Raw genomic sequence first — 18434 nt, 5'->3', positions numbered from 1 at the left:
CTTGCGTGCGGCCGTGCAAGGGATAGAACGCCCAACTCATGCAGAACCTGCGCGACAAGCTATTGAAGGCGGGCCTCGTCACCGAGGACCAGGCCAAGAAGGTGGAGACGAAGCCCAGCCAGGCGGAAGCCCGGCGGCCCGGACCCCAGGAGGGCGGCCGTTCAGGCGGCAACCGTCCTCCCCCCCGCCGTGATGACAACCGGACACCAGGCGGCCCGCCCCGAGGCGAGGGTGGAGGCCGTCCGAGTGGCGGACGTCCTGGCGGTGGACGCCCTGGCGGCGGCTTCGGGGGTGCTCCCCGGCACGGCGGAGGTCCCCAGCACGGGCGGCCGGCCGCGGCGGCGGCGGAGCGGGCCATCCCCAAGCTTCCCCCCATGCCGGGCTCCAAGGCCTACCAGCGCGCCGAGTCCAAGCGGCAGGTGGAGCTGGACCGCGCCCTGCGCGAGCTGGTGCTGGGCTCCCAGGTCCCCGTCGAGGCGGGCGAGACGGCGTTCTACTTCATGACCCGCAAGGGCAAGCTGCGCCGGCTGGAGCTGAGCCCCGCGCAGGCGAAGCAGCTCGAGGAGGGCGAGCTGGGCGTGGTGGAGCGTCCCGAGCCCGCGCAGATCGAGCACTCGCTGGTGCCTTCGTCGGCGGCGGAGCAGATGTTCGCGCTGTCGAAGAAGTCGGTGCGCTTCCTCAACCGCAAGGAGAACCCCGTCGGCTTCATGAACGACGAGGAGCTCAAGGCCCAGCAGGCCGCCGAGGCGGCGGGCACCGCGCCCGAGCTGCCCGACGAGCCCGAAGGCGGGTCCGAGGCTGAGGCCGCGGCCGAGGCTTCGGCTGAGACTGCGCCCGAGGGCGAGGCGGCCCCGACCGAGCCGAAGGCCAGCAGCGAAGAAGCCCAGAACGGCTGAGCCGGACACCTGCGTTTTCCCACCCTCCCCGCCCCTCGTGGATGTGGGGAGGGTGGCGATGCCGCCCGTGACGGCAGCGCCACGCGGCCTCGGCACGTCCTGCTGCCAGCATGAGGGCCCGGCGCTAGGCTGGTCTCATGACGACGACCTCCAAGACGGTGGTGGTAACGGGCGCGAGCCGGGGCATTGGCCGCGCGGTGGCGCTGGCTTTCGCGAAGGCGGGCCATGACGTGTGGGCCCTGGCGCGTTCGACGGAAACGCTGGAGTCGCTCCGGCAGGAAGGCGGCGAGCGCATCCGGCCGCTCGCGGTGGACGTGGCCGACGAAGCGGCGCTGGTTGCCGCGAGCCAGCGAATCCTCGCCGAGGGTCCTCCGCGTGTGCTCGTGAACAACGCGGGCATCACCGTCTCCGCGCCCCTGACGAAGACGCGCACCGAGGACCTGGCCCGCGTCATGGCCGTCAACGTGACGGCGCCTTTCCTCCTCTGCCGCGAGCTGATGCCGGCCATGGCCCAGGCGGGCGGCGGACGCGTCATCAACATCGGCTCCATGGCCGCGGTGCGGGGCGTGAAGTACACGTCCGCGTATTGCGCGTCGAAGCATGCGCTGCTGGGCCTGACGCGCGCGCTCGCGGTGGAGTACGCGAAGAAGCAGGTCACGGTGAACATCGTGAATCCGGGCTGGGTGGAGACGGACATGTTCGCCGGTGCGACCTCGGCCATCAGCGCCTCCACGGGCCGCAGCGAGGAGCAGGCGCGCGAGGCCCTGGCGTCCATGAACGCCATGGGCCGCATCATCACGCCGGAGGAGGTCGCCGCGCTGTGCCTGTTCCTCGCGTCGGACGCGGCGGGCGGCATCACCGGCACGGCGTACGCCATCGACGGTGGCGAGCTGGGCTGAGACTTCACTCCGATTCCGCCTGACTGCCTGCCCGGCCGCCACCCGTGGCCGGGTGCGTTGCGCAGCGGGAATCCCATCCCCACTGTGCGCGACCACCCCGGCGACAAGCCGCGCGGTGGCCAGCAATCGGGAGGTGGGCGTGAGTGGACTGCGAAGCATGGTGCTGGGCGCGTGTCTGTGGGTGGGCTGTTCGTCGTCCGTGGAGGACGGAGCGGCGCCCACTCTCGAGACACCCGCGGATGTGACGCGAACGCCCACCCCCGGAGCCGAGACGCCCGCTCCGCAGGAGCCCACACCGGAGCCGCAGGTGCCGCCCCCGGCGACATCGGCGGCGTGCTCCGGACCGGATGGCACGGCGCGACTCGCGTGGAGCTACGACGCGGCGTGGAACCGCACAGTGGACTTCCGGGGGACCATGGACGGGGACGGGCACACCTACTGGACGGAGTGCGAGAGCAGCTATTGGGTGGACAAGGACCCGAGCCAGCTGGCGTGTCAGCTCGTCTCCTTCACCTCTGAAGGGACCGAGCGCTACCGGCGTGACCTTCCGCCCCCGGGAGCCTGGGGCGTTCACACGGTGGCGGGGGGACAGCTCTTCGTCACGGGCCGGCTGGCCCTGCTCTCCGCTCGGGACAGCGCCACCGGACAGGAGCGCTGGAGCGTGTCGCTGGGGGCCGTGAAGGACGAAGACCCGCAGGCGCACCATGGGCTTCGCATCGAATCGCTCGTGCTCAGCCCGCCCTATCTGATTGCGCTGGTACACGACACGTTTGGAGGCGCGGGCGCCGAGGACCTGCTCGTCGCGGTGCACGCGGAGACCGGCGCGGTGGCGTGGAAGGAGCCCGTGCCGCCCGTCCATGCGCCGCTGGTGGTGGATACGGAGGGCAACGTCTACGGCGGCGCCTCCGATGTCCTGGAGCAACGGACGGAGCTCTTCTCGTACGCGGCGGATGGGCAGCTCCGGTGGCGGACGCAGCGCACGGGCGTGCTCGAGCCCACGGCCGTGGACGGAGGGACATTGATGCTGGGCCGCGCGGAGCTGGTGGACGCGGCCACGGGAGCGCCGACTGCCACGCTGGCGACTGCTTCCGCTGAGTCCTTCTATTACTCGCTGGGCCGCTCCAGCTCGACCTTCGGCCGCACGGCGATGCAGGCGGACCGGCTCCTGGTCCTGCCCGACATGCGGTGCACCACCGAGGGCTGCCCCACCACCACGCATCCGGGTGGCACGTTCCTCTATGGGCTGGACCCATCGAGCGGCGCGGTGCGCTGGCACCGGGCCGTGGGCACCTGGCCGATGTCACCGCTCCTCACCCAGCGTGGCTCGCTGCTGCTGGTGGACCGGCCCGTGGCCGAGACGTGCGGCGAGCACGCCTGCACCGGTGAGGATGCCGCGCTCGGTTCGTTCCTGCGGGAGCTGGACCAGGACGGGAACGAGCTGTCCGCCTGCGCGCTGCTGGGAAAGGCGCCGTACATCACCCCGCCCGCGCTACACCGGGGACGCGTGGTGCTGGGGGCGTGGACGAACTGGAATGCCAGCAATGACTGGACGCAGCGGCTGAGCATCCGCGCCTTCGACATGACGGCGCCCGATGAGCCTGCCTCCAGCGGCTGGGTGAGCGCGGGCGGCGGCAATGCCCGCTCGGGCCAGACGAAGCCCACTGGCGCGGCGGCTCAGGCGCGAGCCCCAGGCCGATAAGCGGGCTAGAGCTGGTACCGGCCGACGATAGCGCTCAGCTCGGCGGACGCCGCGGAGAGCTGGATGGCGGACTGCTCGCTCGCGGCCATCCGGTCGACAATCTGGTCCGCCAGGTCGGCCATCGAGCTGAGCGCGGCAAACAGCTCCGCGATGCCCGCGTCCTGCTGACTCACGGCCTCGGCGATGCTGCGCACCGTCTTGCCGTTGCTCTGGATGATGCCCGCCAGCGAGCGAAGGCTCTCGCCCGCCGCGCGCACCTGCTCCAGGCCACCTTCCACCTCGCGCGCCCCGCCCTCACTGGTGCTCACCGTCTGCGAGATGGCCCGGCCGATGTCGCTCAGGATGGACTGCACGCGCGTGGTCGCCCCCGCGGACTGGTCCGCCAGCGACCTCATCTGCCGTGCCACCACCGCGAAGGAACGGCCCGAATCACCACTGCGCGCCGCCTCGATGGAAGCATTGAGCGCCAGCACGTTCGACTGGTCCGCCAGGTCCTTCACCGTGCGGGTGATGTCACCCACCTGCCGCGTGCGCTGGTGCAGCTCCGCGACGGTGCGGCCAATCTGCTCCACATGCGACCGGATGTGCGTGAGCCCACCCACGCTGCCGGACACCGCGGCCTCGCCCGCCTCGCCAAAGCCACTGGCCTTGTCCGCCTCCCGCAGAATGACCTCCACGCGCCGCGCCGCCGCGCGCGAGGCTTCCTGGAGCTGCTGCGCCGCAATCTGCGTCTCATGCAGCGCCACCGCCTGCTGCGACACCGCCTCGTTCTGGACGGACGCGGACTCGGTGAGGTGCGTGGACGCCGTTTCGAGCTGCTCGGCCGAATGGCGCAGCGCCATCAACAGCTCGCGCAGCTGCGACATCAACTCGGAGAACGAGCTGGCGAGCTGACCAATCTCATCCTTCGAGCGCACCGCCAGCGTCCCTCGGAAATCCCCCTCCGACACCATCCGCGTGGTGGCCACGGTCAGCTCGCGCAGAGGCTCCATCATCCGCCGCACCAGCAGGAAGATGGCCGTGCCCGCCGCCGCGGTGACGATGAGGCCCAGCAGCACCACGAGCAGCATCGACGCACGGAACTGCTCCGCTTCCTTCCCACCGTCACGCGTGAGCAGCAGCTCCACGCCCGACCCCATCTCCACCCGGCGCAGCCGCAACGACACGCCATTCACCGACACCTCGTCCGGCCGGCCCTTCCCCTCCAGCGCCGCGAGCAACGCATCATCAGGCACCGCGCTCAGCGCGTGCGCCACCGGCTTCCCGCCCACGTTCAACACGCCCTCCACACCGCGCTCGTCACGCAGCGCCTGGAGCTCCACCTCGCCCAGGACCCGCCCCAGCACCACGTACCCCACGGTGCGGCCCTCGGCCGTCATCACGGGCTGCGCCACGGCCTGATGGGGCACCGCATCCACCAGGATGATGCGCGCGCCGCCCTCCTTCACCAGGGCCTCCATCCCCGACAGTGCACCGGGTGGCGTGCCCACGCGCACACCCGCCGCGGTGTCCACCGCGAGCAGCAGGTCCACGCCCAGGAGCGACTGCTGCGCACGCAGCGAGGGCTCGAGATGCTCTCCTCCCTCGGAGCCGCTCGACAGCACGGTCTGCAAGGGCGTGCTGGCCGCGGCGACGCGGGCCAGGGCCGTCAGCGAGCGCACCTCCTGGGACAGGACGCGGCTCCACGCGGCTTCGTCTTGCGCCAGACGGGACGTGACGGCTTCGTGCGACCACGTCCGAAGCGACACGCCCGTGAGCGCGACGCTCAGCGTGGAGAGACAGAGGATGACAAGGGAGAGCGCTGCGGTCAGGCGCGCGGCAAGGCTGTGCGTCATTCGCGACAAGGCCAGGGGATGGGCGGGGGGCGCCCAGTGGGGGATGGCGAGCCTACCGCGACCGCGCCCTGCTGTTGAGCGAGGAACAACAGGTGGCAGGAATGACCCGGCAGCCTGTCTCGCATGACACAAATCGAGACCTACACCGATGCCATGCACCTACGTCCTCGGCGTCGACGCGCGCGGGGCCATGGACACTCACCCTGGCGTTGCATTGACCGGTGTGGAAGCGGCGCGATTGCGTGCGTGTCATGCGCTCGACCTCCATTCCAGCGGCACTGGCCCTGCTTACCCTCGCGCCCAGCGGACTTCGCGCGGAGGAGGCCGCCGGAGAGGCGCGCGCGAAGGCCGAGCCACCTCACACGACGCGCAACTTCGGCAACCTGCGCGTGGGTGGCTCCACGGCGAACGGCAATGGCCGGCCCGACCTGTGTCTGGAGTTGTCCCCCGTGGCGTTCCTGTCCGTGGAGAGCTGTGGCACGGGGAGCGGTTTCCTGCACGGCGACCCCGAGCCGGAGGTGGCGCACTTCCGCGCCAAGCTGCGGCTGGCCAGCTTCGACGTGGAGCGCTGGGGCACCTTCCAGCCCTTCCTCGCCGGGGGCTTCGCGGAGGCCCAGGTGGGCAGCGACGACCCAGGGTTCCAGTTCAAGGGGACCGACCGACGCCGCGTGGCCACGGCAGGGCCCGAGGGGGGCCTCGGGCTGCGCTTCCTCCGCCCGCTGGCCGCGGGCTTCGAGCTGGTGGGCGACTTCAACTTCAGCCTGGCGTGGATGCCCCACGCTCCCGAGCTCATCCAGCCCGGGAACACGTGGCTGCCGTCCGCCAGCCTCTCCTTCGGCGTGGGCTTCTGACGCGCCTCACGCCTCCGCGACGCGCAGCACCACCGCGGTGATGTTGTCCTTGCCGCCCGCCTCGTAGGCGTCCGCGACCAGCGCGTCACAGACCTCGCGCGCGGAGGACATCGTCAGGCGCTTCATCAGGCCCTCCACGCCCAGCGGCTCATAGAGCCCGTCCGAGCACAGCAGGAACACATCACCCGGCTCCGTCTGAAGCCGCTGCACGGTGGGCTCCGCGTTCTCCGTGCCCAGCGCGCGGGTGATGAGGTGACGCAAGTTGCCCGAGCCTCCCGGCGGCTCCATGCCCGCGTCCCGCAGCTCCTCGATGAGCGAGTGGTCGCGCGTGAGCGACTCCAGCTTTCCGCCACGCAGCCGGTACAGGCGGCTGTCGCCCACGTGCGCCACCGCCGCGCCGTGCTCGCTCACCGCCAACGCCACCACGGTGGACGCCATCTCCCGCAACCGGCCCACGCGCTGCGCCTGGAGGTTGCGCTGCGCCAGCGCCGAGCACGCCGCCAACAGGTTCTCTTCACGGCTGCGGCGAGGGTCCGGCACCGTGGGCCACGTCGAATCCCGGTCCTGTCCCAGGCGCAGGCCAAAGCCCACGAAGGTGTCCACGACACACCGGCTGGCGACTTCTCCCCCCTCTTGTCCGCCCAGCCCATCCGCCACGACGAACAGCCCCAGCTCCGGTGCGACGCAGAACGCATCCTCATTGTGCGTCCGCCGACCGATGTGGGTCTGTCCCGCGCTGTCCATTCTCATGACTGCCTCCTCGGGCCTCCCACCAGCAAGCGAGAGGCCAGCGTCCTTCCCCCCGACGGACGCAAGGAACGGATACTCCGGTTCTGGGGATTCCTGGGAAGGGACCGCCACGGCGCCGTGACAACCACCCCTCCCCCGTCCACTGGCAGACGCTGCAAGTGCCCTCCACCCGTCAACAGCCCCCACAGCGTGGGGTCACGACCCCACACCTCCGCCTGGCACCTGGGCCCCGTTCCCCGATGGGGCGCTTGTCCGCCAGGACGCTCCCGTCAGGGTGCGCGAATGCCATGACAACGAAATGAGGAACCCAGCCTGCCCGGGCCTGTTCCCTGGCAACTTCTCCGGTGACGAGGCGACAATTCCGATGCGGCCCGGAGTGTGCGCCGCAGGGAGCCCTTGATGTCGTCCATCCGCCGCATCACCGCGAGCATCTCCAGCGCCATCTCCCGCGCCCGGCTCGACACGAGCCTGGAGTCGGTGTCACCGCTCGCGCCCCGCGAGCCGCTGCAGCCGATCCCCGCGGTGCGGCGTGGCTATGCCGACGAGAGCGAGTTCCAGCCGGAGGTGGATGACCTGGACACGTCGCTCGCCGCGCATGCGCCGATGCTGGCGGGCGTGGACGCCGCGAATGCGGATGCGCCCGAGCACCTGCGCGTGTTCGCCGGCGAGAGCTCCTTCGAAGCGGCCCCGCCGCGGTATTCGCAACTGCTGGGCTCGCAGCTTCCCGCCGCGCTCGGCGCGCCCCGGGAGCCGGTGAGTGGCGCGGCGCAACGGCCCTCCTTCCGAGGGGCCAGCGCCCAGGACATGGGCAGCGACCTGCTCTCGCCGGAGGCCGCCGCGTGGGAGCTGCAGAACCGGGACACCTCCACCGCGCCCACGCCCATGGAAGCGGAGGACGTGCTGTTCATGCTGAATGGCCCCGGCGCCGCGGCTGACCTGGAGCCGCCGCTGGAGCTGGGACTCGAGGACATCTTCGAGGAAGCCCCGCGACTGCACGCCGCGGAAGACGCGCTCTTCATCGCGGGAGCCGATGAGGCTTCAGCGGCCATCTCCGACGCCGCGGAGACCCAGCAGCCGAGCCTCGCCGCCGCACGCTCTGGCGCGCCGGTGAACTTCGCGACCGAGGCCGCGGGCATCGATGCCGTTCCCGCCGACCTGGTGACGGCCGCGGCCGGTGACGCGCGCGTGGATGATGCGCCCGCGGGCTACGCGCTGGGCAGTGCCTACGCGGCCACCTACGGGCAGCAGTTCGCCGTGAGGCAGGCGCTGGACCCGGCGGTCAGCCCCGCGGGGCCGGACGAGTTCCTCGCGGACCCGAATGACTTGAACATGCTGCTGCCGGAGGAGCCGTCCCTGGACGATGCCGCCGTGGCAGGCGTCCTGGGCACCATCTCCGCCAACCCCGCGGCGGCCAGCGCGCCGGTGGCCGCTACCTTCGCCTCACAGGGCGTGGAAGTGGTCGCGGAGGCGTTGGAGCCGGAGCGGCGGCCCGAGGCGAACCCCAGCACCACCGAGGCACCTGCGCCCGAGAATCCGCGGGCCTGAGCCCCTCACGGCCTGGGCGGCGCTTCTTCCTGGTCGATGCCGTCGAGGTACGTCTGCGCCTCGATGACCTCCCGGTTCAGCTCGTCCAGATAGCGCTGCCGCTCCGGACTCTGCCACTCCGCGGCGGAGAAGGACGTAAAGGGATAGTCATTCGTGGTGTGCACGTACCCGCGCAAGCTCGTCATCAGCTCGCGATCCGGGTCTCCCCGCTCCTTGAGGAGGAAGCCCTCCACGTCGCGCAGCTTCAGGGGGAAGGTGGGCACTTCGTCCAGCACCAGGTTGCCGGCGATGGTGAGCTTCACCTCCTGCTCGCCGCGCTTCAGCTCCTCGTTGAAGGACACGTGCGCGAAGGGCATGCCGCTCTCGTCATCCACGCGGCCCGCCACCACGTACCGTCCGGCCTTCTGGACCTGAATCCCAAGGTAGAGCTGAAGCGAGTCTTGCTCCAGCACCTCCCGCACCCGGCCCGTGAAGACTGCCGGAGGCGACGGCGTGTACATGATGTCGAAGAACGCGGTGCCCTCCGCGCTCCCCGAGCGCACCTGCACGTCCACGCGCAGCGTGCCTGAATAGAGGGGGAACCCCTGCTTCGACGGCTGGAAGCGCCCGGTGAAGGTGCCGTCTCCGGAGAGCGCATCGCCCGCGGCGCCGTCGTCGGAGAAGTGGAGGGGGACCGCCGGCATGGCACCCGCGCCGGGCATGTGCTCGGCCTCGTGCGCGGAGGCGGACACCACCTGGCAGGGCCTGGGCATGCGGCGCGCGTCCTCGCAGCCGACGAAGAAGTGCACCACCTCGTCGCCGACGACGAAGACGCGGTCCTGCTTCAGCCGGAGCTGGATGTCGGAGCCGTCCTTGTTCAGCGGACGCGTGCGCTCCGGCTCCGCCATCTCCATCTGGTCCGGGTGCTCACTGGCGGGACGCGACTCCGGCGGATAGCGCGTCGCCTTCATGTACGACTCCAGCGCCTGCTTCGCGCGGGCCAGTCGCTGCTCCCACAACTGGCGCCGCGCGTCCCGCTCCGCTTCCTCCGGGCTGCGGGCCGGGGCCTTCACGGCCACTCCTGGCACGCTCCCCGTCGGCCCGCCCATGCCGCCTCCCGACTTCCGCGGCGCGGGGTTCGGCACTCCAGACGGCGAGGACGCTTCCCATGCACCGTCCTCGCCGGAGGACTCCGGGCCGGCACCTGCTTCCATCCACCACCACCCCACGCCCCCCAGCACCAGCGGGATGAGGGGAATGGCCCACAGGGCGCGGCGCATCCAGGACGCGGGGGCGGAAACGGTGCCAGTCGGAGTCATGTCGCTTCTTGCGGTGGAGGGGGCTCAGTACGCGTAGGTGACCACGTCCTGGCGAACCGGCGCGATGATGCCACCCCAGTTGCCTCCGGCGTAGTGGTTGTACGCCTCCCGGTCGTCGCGCAGCTCCACCGTGTGGTAGCTCCACTTCGCGCGCCCGTCGCTGGTCGCGGCCGTGCCCAGGTTCAGGGTGCCGCCACAGAACCAGTCACCGGGGTTGCACTGCGAGCTGCCCGCGCTGCCCGACACGCCCCCCGTCGAGTGGTACGACACCGCCTCATCGTCCTGGCCGGGGAGCACGCCGGAGTACAGCGTGCCCTTGGCACCCGCGAACATGTAGAACCACACGTTGCGCGTGGTGTTGTGGTTGTACATGGCGCGCGCGGTGGTGGTGACCAGGTCGCTCACCAGCGGCTCACTCACCGCCCACTCGCCAATGTCAGCCAGCTCGCTGCCGCCGCCCGCGCCCGACGCCACGTTCACCCAGCGGATGTTCCAGCCCGTCTGCTTCGCGCCGCTGCTCACGTTGCCACACACGCCGCTGGTGTTGGGGGACGCGTTCTTCACCTCGCGCTGCGAGCCGCCATACATCGACAGCGCGTAGCCAATCTGGAGGTTCCCCGCGCTGTGCGCGGCGACGTAGCACCAGTTGTCCCCCGTGCAGAAGCAGTCCAGCGCGTCGCGGATGCGGTAGTTCTGCGAGCCGATGCGCTGACGGCCGTCCCAGTTGACGGCCTTCTTGTTCACGCCCGCCTCGACGCTCGCCGAGCCCCAGTAACTGAAGTCATTGTAGTTGCCGGGCTGTGTCGTGCCGCCGTTGCGGCCATGAATCCACAGCGTGTAGTTGGCTGCGGCAGCTTCCGTGCCCGCCAGCATCGTTGCGGCGACAATGACCGTACCGAAGAACTTCTTCATGTTGAGCGCCTCCAGCGCTGCATAGGGGGTACCTGCCCGGCGGGGGACCAGGCGGCGGGGCGTACTGTAGAGGCGCGGTGTGTAAAAGGTCGAGGTCACGGAAACCTTGAAGTGCGCGCGAGGACTGACGCAACGCATCACCCGTGGATTCCCGCGAGGGAGATGACATTCGAGACGGCCGCGTCAACGCGATGTGTCGACCACGTAGCGCTCCAGTCGTTCCAGCGCGTCGGGCAGATTCGTGCGGCCCAGCCCCAGGCGGAAGTGGTTGCCGGGGAAGTCGTAGACGTCTCCGGGCAGCAGCAGGACGCCTTCGCGCTCGCGCAACTCCTCGGTGAAGCGGGCCACGGGCGTCTCACGCAGCAGCCTGGGAAAAGCCACGCTGCCCGCGCGCGGGCGCACCCACTGGAAGGTGTCCGGGTGCCGCGCGAAGAAGCCATCCAACAGGGAGAGGTTCGCCGCGAGCAACTCCCGGCTGCGCGCCAGCACCCGCGCCTTCGCGCGCAGCGCGATGAGTGACAGCACCTCGCTGGGCGCGCTGTTGCAGATGGTCGTGTAGTCCTTGTAGGCCGCGCAGCGCCGCAAGAGCTCCACGTCACGGCAGGCCAGCCACCCCACGCGCAGCCCCGCCAGTCCGAAGGCCTTGGACATCACCCCCAGGCTGATGCCGTGCGGCGTGTGGCTGGCCGCGGGCGGCAACGTGTCGCGCGTGTCGTACTCCAGCAGCCGGTACACCTCATCGGACAGCAGGTGGATGCCACGCTCGCGCGACAGCTCGCACAGCGCGTCGAAGGTGGCCCGGTCCAACAACGCGCCCGTGGGGTTGTGGGGGAAGTTCACCACCAGCAGCCGCGTCTGGGGCGTCAGCGCGCGGCGCAGCGCATCCAAATCCAATGCCCATCCGTCCTCCTCGCGCAGGCGCAGCAGCGTCACGTCCGCGCCCGTGGCGCGCGCCACCTCGTGCAAGGACTGGTAGCCCGGCCAGGTGACGACGGCGTGGTCCCCGGGGCCCAGCAGCACGTTGAGCAGGACGAAGAGCGCCTCCTCCGCGCCGGCGAAGGTGAGCACCTGCTCCGGAGAGAGCCCGGGGTACAGGGCGGCAATCTCCTCGCGCAGCGCGGGCAGTCCGGTGGATTCGGTGTAGCCCAGCGTCAGCCCCTCCCAGCGGGCCCGCTCGTCCGGGCCGGCGAGCGCCAGCAGGTCCGCCATCCGCCAGCCCTCGATGTCCGAGGAACACAGCAGGTACGGCGCCGCGAACTCCCAGCGCGCGAAGTACCGCTCCAGCTTGAAGTCGGGGATGCGCATGCCCTGAGTGTCTGCCTGCTTCGCGGCCTGCCGTCCAGCGACGCCCGGAAGCGGCCACGCGTGCCTAGCTTGAGTCGCGTCCTTTCCGAACCCAGGCCTTGTTGGAGCCCCTATGCCCACGCTCGACATTCCCATCACCCTGCTGGACCCGGACGGTGGGTGGATCAACACGCCCGTCCATGTCTCGGAGCTGGATGAGCTCCCCGTCCTCCTCCACTTCTTCTCCGTCAGGCAGCGGGGCGGAGACGAGGACATCGACGCGGTGAAGCGCATCATCGCGGAGTACGGTGCGCGGGGGCTGAAGGTCATCAGCGTGGATGTCACCCACTCCGACAAGGAGCTGCGGGACACCAACGCGGTGGAGGCCTTCGCGCGAAAGCACGGGCTCTACCACCCCATCGCCGTGGACGACGGCTCCATGGCGCGGGCCTACGACGTGGCGGACACGCCCGCGTGGCTCGTCTTCGACGCGGACTCTGGCCGGCTGCGCCACCACTTCTCCGGAAAGAACGCGTCCCCCCACGTGCGCCAGGTGCTGGAGCGCTTCATCCAGGCCAGCGCCGCGGCCCCCTCTCCCGCCCCCTGACTCCAGGAGTTCACCATGCCAGCTCACCGCAAGGATTCTGACTCGTCCCACATCTCGCTCGGCACCGTGGCCGCGGCCGGCATCGGCGCGGCGCTGGGACTGCGCCGCATCCTCCGCTCCCGATTCCAATTCAAGGACAGCACCGTCCTCATCACTGGCGGCTCTCGCGGCCTGGGGCTGGTGCTGGCGCGACAGCTCCTGAAGGAAGAGGCCCGCGTGGCCATCTGCGGCCGGGACGAGCAGACGCTGGAGCGGGCCCGCGAGGAACTGGAGCGCACCGGCGGCGAGGTCTACGCCATCCCCTGCGACGTGCGAAATCCGGTGCAGGTGGAGGCCATGGTCTCCGCCATCCACGAGCGCTGGGGCGCGGTGGACGTGCTCATCAACAACGCCGGTGTCATCCAGGTGGGGCCGCTGGAGTCCATGACACTGGAGGACTTTCAGGAGGCCATCGACACGCACCTGTGGGCGCCGCTGTACACCACGCTGGCCGTGCTGCCGGAGATGAAGCGGCGCGGAAAGGGGCGCATCGTCAACATCGCCTCCGTGGGCGGAAAGGTGAGCATCCCCCACCTGGTGCCGTATTCGGCCAGCAAGTTCGCGCTGGTGGGCCTGTCGGACGGCCTTCGCGCGGAGCTGCGCCAGGACGGCATCATCGTCACCACGGTGTGCCCGGGGCTGATGCGCACGGGCAGCCCACGCAACGCGTACTTCAAGGGCAACCACGAGGCGGAGTACGCGTGGTTCGCCACCGGGGACTCCCTGCCCCTCACCACGCTGAGCGCCGAACAGTCCGCGCGCAAGATTCTGGACGCGTGCCGGCGGGGCGACGCCGAGGCGCTGCTGGGCGCACCGGCGAAGCTGGCCGCCGTGGGCCGCGCGCTGGCCCCCAACCTGACGGCCACCCTCACCGCCTGGGCCAACCGCTTCATGCCCCAGGACAGCAGCCCGGACCGCTACAGCGGCAGCCAGAGCGAGACGCCGCTGACGCAGTCCTGGCTCACCGAGCTGACGCGGCGCGCGGCCGAGCGCAACAACGAGACCGAGGTGCCGCTGCACTGACGGCCCCCGGCGGCGAACGCGGGCGCTAGTCCTGCGCCCTCTCCATGGCCCAGTGGCCCCGGTGCTCGTAGGCCAGGGCCAGTTGTTCGCGCAGGGCGGCCAGCATCCGCGTGTTGCCGTCCTGCTCGTAGCCCTGGAGCGCCTGCTGGCAGCGGGGCACGCGCGTGAGGAACTCCTTCACCGCGTCCACCGTCAGCGCCTTCACGTACATGCCGTACCCCAGCTGCTCCAGGTACAGCGCGTTGATGACCTGCTCGAACTGTCCCTCCAGCGGCACGCTCAGCACCGGCTTGCGCAGGTACACCGCCTCGCTCATCAGCGTGAAGCCGCCGCTGGCCACCACGCCCCGCGCGGTGCGCAGGTCATCGATGAAGCCCTTTTCACTGAAGGGCCGGTACGTGAGGTTGCCGTCCACCAGGTCCTCGGTGATGTCGCGGCGCAGCCCGTACACGCGGCAGGGGATGCCCGCGGCCTTGAGGATGTCCGGCAGCGCCGTGTTCGTCGTCGACGTCTGGTACACGAGCAGGTGCTCACCGGGCTCGGACTTCGCCTCCAGGATTTCGGGGCGCAGAATCGACGGGGCCAACGTGGTGCGCCGCTTGCGGAGCTCCGGGTAGAAGAACGTCGTGACGAGGTAGTGGAAGGCCCCCGGCAGCTTCGCCTTCACGATGGCGCGCGACGTCTCGAAGCTGTCCTCGTGGCCCGCCAGCAGCGCCGGCTCGTGCTTGCACCGGTTGATGACCTGCATGTTGTCCACGCTGATGACGGGCAGCCGGTGATTCCGGGCGAACATGTAGCTGAACGACTCGAAGTCGCTCACCACCACGTCCGGGCGAAAGCCATCCACCAGTTCGAAATACTGGCGGATGTTCTGCGGCCAGCCCTTCACGGCGCCCGTGAGGTTCTGCAGCACCGTCTGCCACTTCTTCACCGAGTTGCCCTCGTACGCGAGCGTCAGCCCCCAGATGCCGTGCACGTTCTGGAAGCGTTTGGCCAGGTAGTCCTGGGCCCGGCCGGAGACGACGATGTGGACCTCGTGCTCCTTCGTCAGCTCCTCGAGGAGGACGCGGGAGCGCGTCGCATGGCCCATGCCTTCGCCGACGACACCGTAGAGGATTCGCATGCCCGGCAGCATACGCGCCCGCCACGCCCCCGTTGAGCCCGCCACGCCCTCGCGGCTATAGCTGCCCGCATGCCCTCCTCTCCGGAGCCCTCCTCCCCCCAGCGGCCGTCCCTGGGCCGCTCCGCGGCGACGGGCCTGCTGGGCGGCCTCCTCCTGGGCGGCCTGGGCCTGCTCGCCGTGGGCCTGAGCAACAGCTTCGCCGCCCCGAGCTGCGATGGCCTCACCGGCCCCGAATGCCAGCTGTTGACAGACGCCACGCGGGAGGTCGGTCGCACCCAGCTGCTCGCCGGGGGCGCCCTCACCGCGCTCGCCGCCTCCCTCTTCGTCCTGTTCCGCCCGCGCCCTCCGGCCCCACCCGAGGGGCCCGAGCAGTCCTGAGCCCCGTCCGCAATCCTCCTGTCGTCCGATGAGTGGCCGGTGGCCGCCCTGGCGGGTTAGGTAGTTTGGCGGCCAAGTAAAGGCATTCTAATTATCTCTGGCCTAATCATTGGATTTGAGGGTAGGAGATGACCTTATGCAGCTCGAATCCTTGAAGATGTTCTGCGACGTGGTCGAGACAGGCTCATTCTCCCGCGCCGCGCAGCTCAACCACGTCACGCAATCCGCGGTGAGCCAGCAGATTCGCGCGCTGGAGAACCGGTACGAGCAGAAGCTGCTGTCGCGCAGCGCGCGCCAGGTGACGCCGACGCCGGCCGGGGAGCGGCTGTTCCGCGGGTGCAAGGAAATCCTCGCCCGCTTCGCCGAAGTGGAGCAGGAGATTCGTGAGCAGGCCGCCGAGGTGGCGGGCACCACCACGGTCTCCACCATCTACTCGGTGGGACTGCACGAGCTGAACTCGGTGCAGAAGCAGCTGCTCAAGTCGCACCCCAAGGTGAACATGCGCCTGAACTACCGGCGCAACGACCAAGTGTACGACGACGTGATTCTGGGCGCGGCGGAGATTGGCATCGTCGCCTATCCGCAGCCCCGCGCGGGCGTGGACATCCTCCCCTTCCGCGACAACAAGCTGTCGGTCGTCTGCGCCCCCGGCCACCCCTTCGCCACGAAGCAGAAGGTGAGCCTCACCGCGCTGTCGGGCGTGCCCTTCATCGCGTTCGACCGCGAGGCGCCCACGCGCAAGGCGCTGGACCGGCTCTTCCGTGAGAAGAGCATCGACATCAACCCGGTGATGGAGATGGACAACGTGGAGACCATCAAGCGGGCGGTGGAGATGGGCCTGGGCGTGGCCATCCTCCCCATGTCCACGGCACAGGGCGAGGTGAAGGGCGGCACCCTGGTGGCCAAGCCCTTCGCGGAGGGGCCGGTGTCACGCCCCATTGGCCTGCTCATCCGCAAGGGCAAGTACCTGGACCGCGCGTCCGCCGCGGTGTTGGAGGCGTTCAAGGCCGCCTCCAACCTGCCGCCCGCCGACGAAGCCGAGCGTCAGTAGAGCTTCCGGAGGCGCGCGGCGAAGAACCCGTCGAAGCCCTCCGGTCCCGGCAGCGTGCGCAGGTACGCCTGGGACAACGGCAGCTTGAGGCCGGGCAGCACGGGTGGCTCGGCCGTCCACTCCGGGTGGCTGCGCAGGAACATCTCCACCTGGTCCTGCCCCTCCTGCGGCTCCATGGTGCACACCGCGTACACGAGCAGCCCCCCGGGCGGCACCGCATCCTGGCAGTTCTCCAGGATGCGCCGCTGGAGCGTGGCCAGCCGGGCGATGTCCTCCTCCTTGCGGCGGTAGCGCAGCTCCGGGTGGCGGCGCAGCGTGCCCAGCCCCGAACACGGCGCATCCACCAGGAACGCGTGGAACTCTCCCCACTCCTCCGGGAAGGGCTCCGCGGCGTCGTGCGCGTGGGCCTTCAGGCGCGACTGCAGACCCAGGCGCCGGGCCTCCGCTTCAATCTTCCGCAGCTTGTGCGCGTGGAGGTCCACCGCCACCACGTCATGGGACTGCGCCTGGTGGCAGGACTTGCCGCCCGGCGCGGCGCACGCGTCCAGCACGCGCGCCGTCTCCGGAATCGCCCCGTAGACGCCCACGAGTTGCGCGGCCTCGTCCTGCACCTGCCACAGACCCTCCGCGTAGCCGTACACGTCCTCCACGCGGCCCACGGACGGCAGCGTGATGCCCACCGGCGACACGGTGGTCGCCTTCGCGTCCACGCCCATCTCCTGGAGTTGGGCGAGCAGCGCGTCGCGTGTCACCTTCGCGGTGTTGGCGCGCACCACCACCGCGGGCGCCTGGTTGTCGGCCACCAGCATCGCTTCGGCGCGCTCGCGGCCGAACTGGCGCAGCCAACGCTCCACCAGCCACTGGGGATGGCTCTCCCGCACCGACAGGTGCAGCGCCACGTCCGACGCGGGCGGCAGCGGCGGCGCGGGCAGGGCCGCCAGCTTGCGGAGGATGGCGTTGGTGAAGCCCGCCGCGCGCGTCAGCCCCACTTCCTTCAGGGCCTGCACCGTCTCCGCCACCGCGGCGCGGGCCGGAACGCGGGTGTGGAATATCTGGTAGGCGCCGATGCGGAGGGCCGCCAGCACCTTGTCCTCCAGCGCGTCCAGCTTGCGGTCGGCGAAGCGGGTAATCGCGTAGTCCAGCGCGAGCTGCCGCCGGGTGGCGCCGTAGGTCAGCTCGGTGACGAGCGCCGCGTCGCGCGGGTCCTTCGGCGGCGACTCGGACAACTGCGTGTCCAATACGACGTTGAGGTAGGCATCCGTCGCGCGGACACGCGCGAGGACCTGGATGGCGAGTGCGCGGGCGTTCATCCTTCGTCGAGCCGGGTCAAGAGGTCCACGAGCTGCTCATCCGAGAGCCGCGTCGCGGGCAGGTTGGAGAGGGTGAGGCTCTGGAGGCTCTCCTCCAGCAGCTCACGGTGGCCATTCTCCGCCGGAGCGCCACGCTGCACCGCCTGATACTGGGAACGCGCCCAGGCGGCCAGCTCGGCAGAGGAGAGCCGTCCCGAAAGCCGGTCTGAAATCTTCTGGCGCACCAGCGCGCGCGTGAGCAGGTCCGCCGCGGGGGTGAGCCCCTTGCCGCCGCCGCGCCCCAGCGTCTTCGCCTGACGGGCCGCGCGCAGGTCCTCCACGGGCGCCAGCTTGCGGCCCAGCGTCTTCGTGGGCCCCGCCGTCTTCACCGCGCGGGCCAGGGACTTCGCCGTCTCCGACGAGCCGTCCTTGCGCGCGGCGCGCTTGAGCACCGTGATGGGCGTCACCTTCGCGCCCTTGGAGGCGCTCCCCTTCTTCTTCCCCAGGGGCTTCTTCGACTCCGGCTTCTCCGTGGTGAAGACGCCGCTGCCGAAGGTCTCCAGGGCCTGGAGGTAGGGCTCGAAGCCGGGCCCGCCATGAATCTGGAGCACGCAGGCCTCACCCACCACGGACTCGCGGGCCGGGGGCTTGAGCAGCACCTCGATGGCGGGCAGCCCGGCGGCCTCCAGCCCCTCCTTGAGGCAATAGGAGCCGAACAGCCCGGCCGGGTTGATGATGATGCCGTCCAGCTCCTCCAGCTCCGCGCCGAGCGTGTCCAGCAGGTCGCCTTCGTGGTTGGACTGCACCACCGTCAGCGCCTGCCCCAGCTCCTCCGCCCGCGCGTGCAGCGCCGCGTCCAGGTCCTCCAGCCGCCCTCCGGACGAGCCATCCCGCACGCCCAGCAGGTTCAGGTTGGGTCCGTGCAGTACCAGCAGTCTCATATGGCCATCACCCG

Annotated in this window: 17 protein-coding genes; 9 read left to right on the top strand and 8 right to left on the bottom strand. The window is 70.4% G+C overall.

Annotated features, from left to right (window positions below; translation table 11 throughout):
- Positions 1-38 precede the first annotated feature (38 nt).
- The 3 genes from FL344_RS05520 (at position 39) to FL344_RS05510 (ending at position 3494) form a co-directional block, all read left to right on the top strand.
- On the top strand, positions 39-896 hold the full coding sequence (locus tag FL344_RS05520; RefSeq protein ID WP_141617783.1) for a DUF2058 family protein: 858 nt from the start codon (positions 39-41) through the stop codon (positions 894-896).
- Between the two features lie 137 nt (positions 897-1033).
- A complete protein-coding gene (locus tag FL344_RS05515; protein ID WP_141617782.1) occupies positions 1034-1795 on the top strand; it encodes an SDR family NAD(P)-dependent oxidoreductase in 762 nt (253 codons plus the stop codon).
- Positions 1796-1934: 139 nt separating this feature from the next.
- A complete protein-coding gene (locus tag FL344_RS05510) occupies positions 1935-3494 on the top strand; it encodes a PQQ-binding-like beta-propeller repeat protein (protein WP_228564802.1) in 1560 nt (519 codons plus the stop codon).
- A gap of 5 nt (positions 3495-3499) precedes the next feature.
- On the opposite strand, the gene FL344_RS05505 is transcribed toward FL344_RS05510, so the two are convergent.
- The gene (locus tag FL344_RS05505) at positions 3500-5329 is read right to left on the bottom strand and encodes a methyl-accepting chemotaxis protein (RefSeq protein ID WP_141617780.1); all 1830 of its coding nucleotides are present in this window, start codon (positions 5327-5329) and stop codon (positions 3500-3502) included.
- Between the two features lie 251 nt (positions 5330-5580).
- On the opposite strand from FL344_RS05505, the gene FL344_RS05500 reads away from it, so the two are divergent.
- Entirely contained in the window at positions 5581-6180 is a 600-nt protein-coding gene (locus FL344_RS05500; RefSeq protein WP_228558098.1) for a hypothetical protein, read from the top strand.
- A gap of 6 nt (positions 6181-6186) precedes the next feature.
- Here FL344_RS05500 and FL344_RS05495 read toward each other — a convergent pair whose 3' ends face one another.
- Entirely contained in the window at positions 6187-6930 is a 744-nt protein-coding gene (locus FL344_RS05495; RefSeq protein WP_141617779.1) for a PP2C family serine/threonine-protein phosphatase, read from the bottom strand.
- 399 nt (positions 6931-7329) lie between these two features.
- On the opposite strand from FL344_RS05495, the gene FL344_RS05490 reads away from it, so the two are divergent.
- On the top strand, positions 7330-8475 hold the full coding sequence (locus FL344_RS05490) for a hypothetical protein (protein WP_141617778.1): 1146 nt from the start codon (positions 7330-7332) through the stop codon (positions 8473-8475).
- Positions 8476-8480: 5 nt separating this feature from the next.
- Here the strand turns inward: FL344_RS05490 and FL344_RS05485 are convergent, their stop codons facing one another.
- The 3 genes from FL344_RS05485 to FL344_RS05475 form a co-directional block, all read right to left on the bottom strand.
- On the bottom strand, positions 8481-9773 hold the full coding sequence (locus FL344_RS05485; RefSeq protein ID WP_141617777.1) for a choice-of-anchor X domain-containing protein: 1293 nt from the start codon (positions 9771-9773) through the stop codon (positions 8481-8483).
- A gap of 24 nt (positions 9774-9797) precedes the next feature.
- The gene (locus FL344_RS05480) at positions 9798-10685 is read right to left on the bottom strand and encodes a hypothetical protein (RefSeq protein ID WP_194858453.1); all 888 of its coding nucleotides are present in this window, start codon (positions 10683-10685) and stop codon (positions 9798-9800) included.
- A gap of 183 nt (positions 10686-10868) precedes the next feature.
- The gene (locus FL344_RS05475; protein WP_141591680.1) at positions 10869-11990 is read right to left on the bottom strand and encodes an aminotransferase class I/II-fold pyridoxal phosphate-dependent enzyme; all 1122 of its coding nucleotides are present in this window, start codon (positions 11988-11990) and stop codon (positions 10869-10871) included.
- 112 nt (positions 11991-12102) lie between these two features.
- Between FL344_RS05475 and FL344_RS05470 the strand changes: the two genes are divergently transcribed.
- Together FL344_RS05470 and FL344_RS05465 are read left to right on the top strand one after the other, a co-directional pair.
- Positions 12103-12576 (top strand): peroxiredoxin, encoded by a 474-nt coding sequence (locus FL344_RS05470; RefSeq protein ID WP_141591679.1) that lies wholly within the window; start codon positions 12103-12105, stop codon positions 12574-12576.
- Between the two features lie 15 nt (positions 12577-12591).
- The gene (locus tag FL344_RS05465) at positions 12592-13638 is read left to right on the top strand and encodes an SDR family oxidoreductase (RefSeq protein WP_141617776.1); all 1047 of its coding nucleotides are present in this window, start codon (positions 12592-12594) and stop codon (positions 13636-13638) included.
- 25 nt (positions 13639-13663) lie between these two features.
- Here the strand turns inward: FL344_RS05465 and FL344_RS05460 are convergent, their stop codons facing one another.
- A complete protein-coding gene (locus FL344_RS05460) occupies positions 13664-14761 on the bottom strand; it encodes an MJ1255/VC2487 family glycosyltransferase (protein WP_011551521.1) in 1098 nt (365 codons plus the stop codon).
- Positions 14762-14830: 69 nt separating this feature from the next.
- On the opposite strand from FL344_RS05460, the gene FL344_RS05455 reads away from it, so the two are divergent.
- On the top strand, positions 14831-15139 hold the full coding sequence (locus FL344_RS05455; protein ID WP_141591676.1) for a hypothetical protein: 309 nt from the start codon (positions 14831-14833) through the stop codon (positions 15137-15139).
- 136 nt (positions 15140-15275) lie between these two features.
- Entirely contained in the window at positions 15276-16190 is a 915-nt protein-coding gene (locus FL344_RS05450; protein WP_141617775.1) for a LysR family transcriptional regulator, read from the top strand.
- Here FL344_RS05450 and rsmB read toward each other — a convergent pair.
- On the bottom strand, positions 16184-17500 hold the full coding sequence (gene rsmB / locus FL344_RS05445; protein ID WP_141617774.1) for a 16S rRNA (cytosine(967)-C(5))-methyltransferase RsmB: 1317 nt from the start codon (positions 17498-17500) through the stop codon (positions 16184-16186). The genes FL344_RS05450 and rsmB overlap by 7 nt on opposite strands.
- Complete coding sequence (locus FL344_RS05440; protein WP_141591675.1) at positions 17497-18420, bottom strand: type II 3-dehydroquinate dehydratase; 924 nt, start codon at positions 18418-18420, stop codon at positions 17497-17499. Before FL344_RS05440 ends, rsmB begins: the two co-directional genes overlap by 4 nt.
- Positions 18421-18434: the final 14 nt, after the last annotated feature.

The organism is Myxococcus sp. AB036A, from assembly GCF_006547355.1.
Classification (GTDB): Bacteria; Myxococcota; Myxococcia; order Myxococcales; family Myxococcaceae; genus Myxococcus; species Myxococcus virescens.
The sequence above is the reverse complement of the archived record's forward strand: the minus strand, read 5'-3'. Positions and strand labels throughout refer to the sequence as shown.

Bases quoted from the DNA above. Each gene is read 5' to 3' on its own strand.
- FL344_RS05450 (WP_141617775.1), top strand. From the start codon at position 15,276: ATGCAGCTCGAATCCTTGAAGATGTTCTGCGACGTGGTCGAGACAGGC.
- FL344_RS05470 (WP_141591679.1), top strand. From the start codon at position 12,103: ATGCCCACGCTCGACATTCCCATCACCCTGCTGGACCCGGACGGTGGG.
- FL344_RS05480 (WP_194858453.1), bottom strand. From the start codon at position 10,685: ATGAAGAAGTTCTTCGGTACGGTCATTGTCGCCGCAACGATGCTGGCG.
- FL344_RS05515 (WP_141617782.1), top strand. From the start codon at position 1,034: ATGACGACGACCTCCAAGACGGTGGTGGTAACGGGCGCGAGCCGGGGC.
- FL344_RS05455 (WP_141591676.1), top strand. From the start codon at position 14,831: ATGCCCTCCTCTCCGGAGCCCTCCTCCCCCCAGCGGCCGTCCCTGGGC.
- FL344_RS05490 (WP_141617778.1), top strand. From the start codon at position 7,330: ATGTCGTCCATCCGCCGCATCACCGCGAGCATCTCCAGCGCCATCTCC.
- rsmB (WP_141617774.1), bottom strand. From the start codon at position 17,500: ATGAACGCCCGCGCACTCGCCATCCAGGTCCTCGCGCGTGTCCGCGCG.
- FL344_RS05505 (WP_141617780.1), bottom strand. From the start codon at position 5,329: ATGACGCACAGCCTTGCCGCGCGCCTGACCGCAGCGCTCTCCCTTGTC.
- FL344_RS05465 (WP_141617776.1), top strand. From the start codon at position 12,592: ATGCCAGCTCACCGCAAGGATTCTGACTCGTCCCACATCTCGCTCGGC.
- FL344_RS05475 (WP_141591680.1), bottom strand. From the start codon at position 11,990: ATGCGCATCCCCGACTTCAAGCTGGAGCGGTACTTCGCGCGCTGGGAG.
- FL344_RS05520 (WP_141617783.1), top strand. From the start codon at position 39: ATGCAGAACCTGCGCGACAAGCTATTGAAGGCGGGCCTCGTCACCGAG.
- FL344_RS05485 (WP_141617777.1), bottom strand. From the start codon at position 9,773: ATGACTCCGACTGGCACCGTTTCCGCCCCCGCGTCCTGGATGCGCCGC.
- FL344_RS05495 (WP_141617779.1), bottom strand. From the start codon at position 6,930: ATGAGAATGGACAGCGCGGGACAGACCCACATCGGTCGGCGGACGCAC.
- FL344_RS05460 (WP_011551521.1), bottom strand. From the start codon at position 14,761: ATGCGAATCCTCTACGGTGTCGTCGGCGAAGGCATGGGCCATGCGACG.
- FL344_RS05500 (WP_228558098.1), top strand. From the start codon at position 5,581: ATGCGCTCGACCTCCATTCCAGCGGCACTGGCCCTGCTTACCCTCGCG.
- FL344_RS05440 (WP_141591675.1), bottom strand. From the start codon at position 18,420: ATGAGACTGCTGGTACTGCACGGACCCAACCTGAACCTGCTGGGCGTG.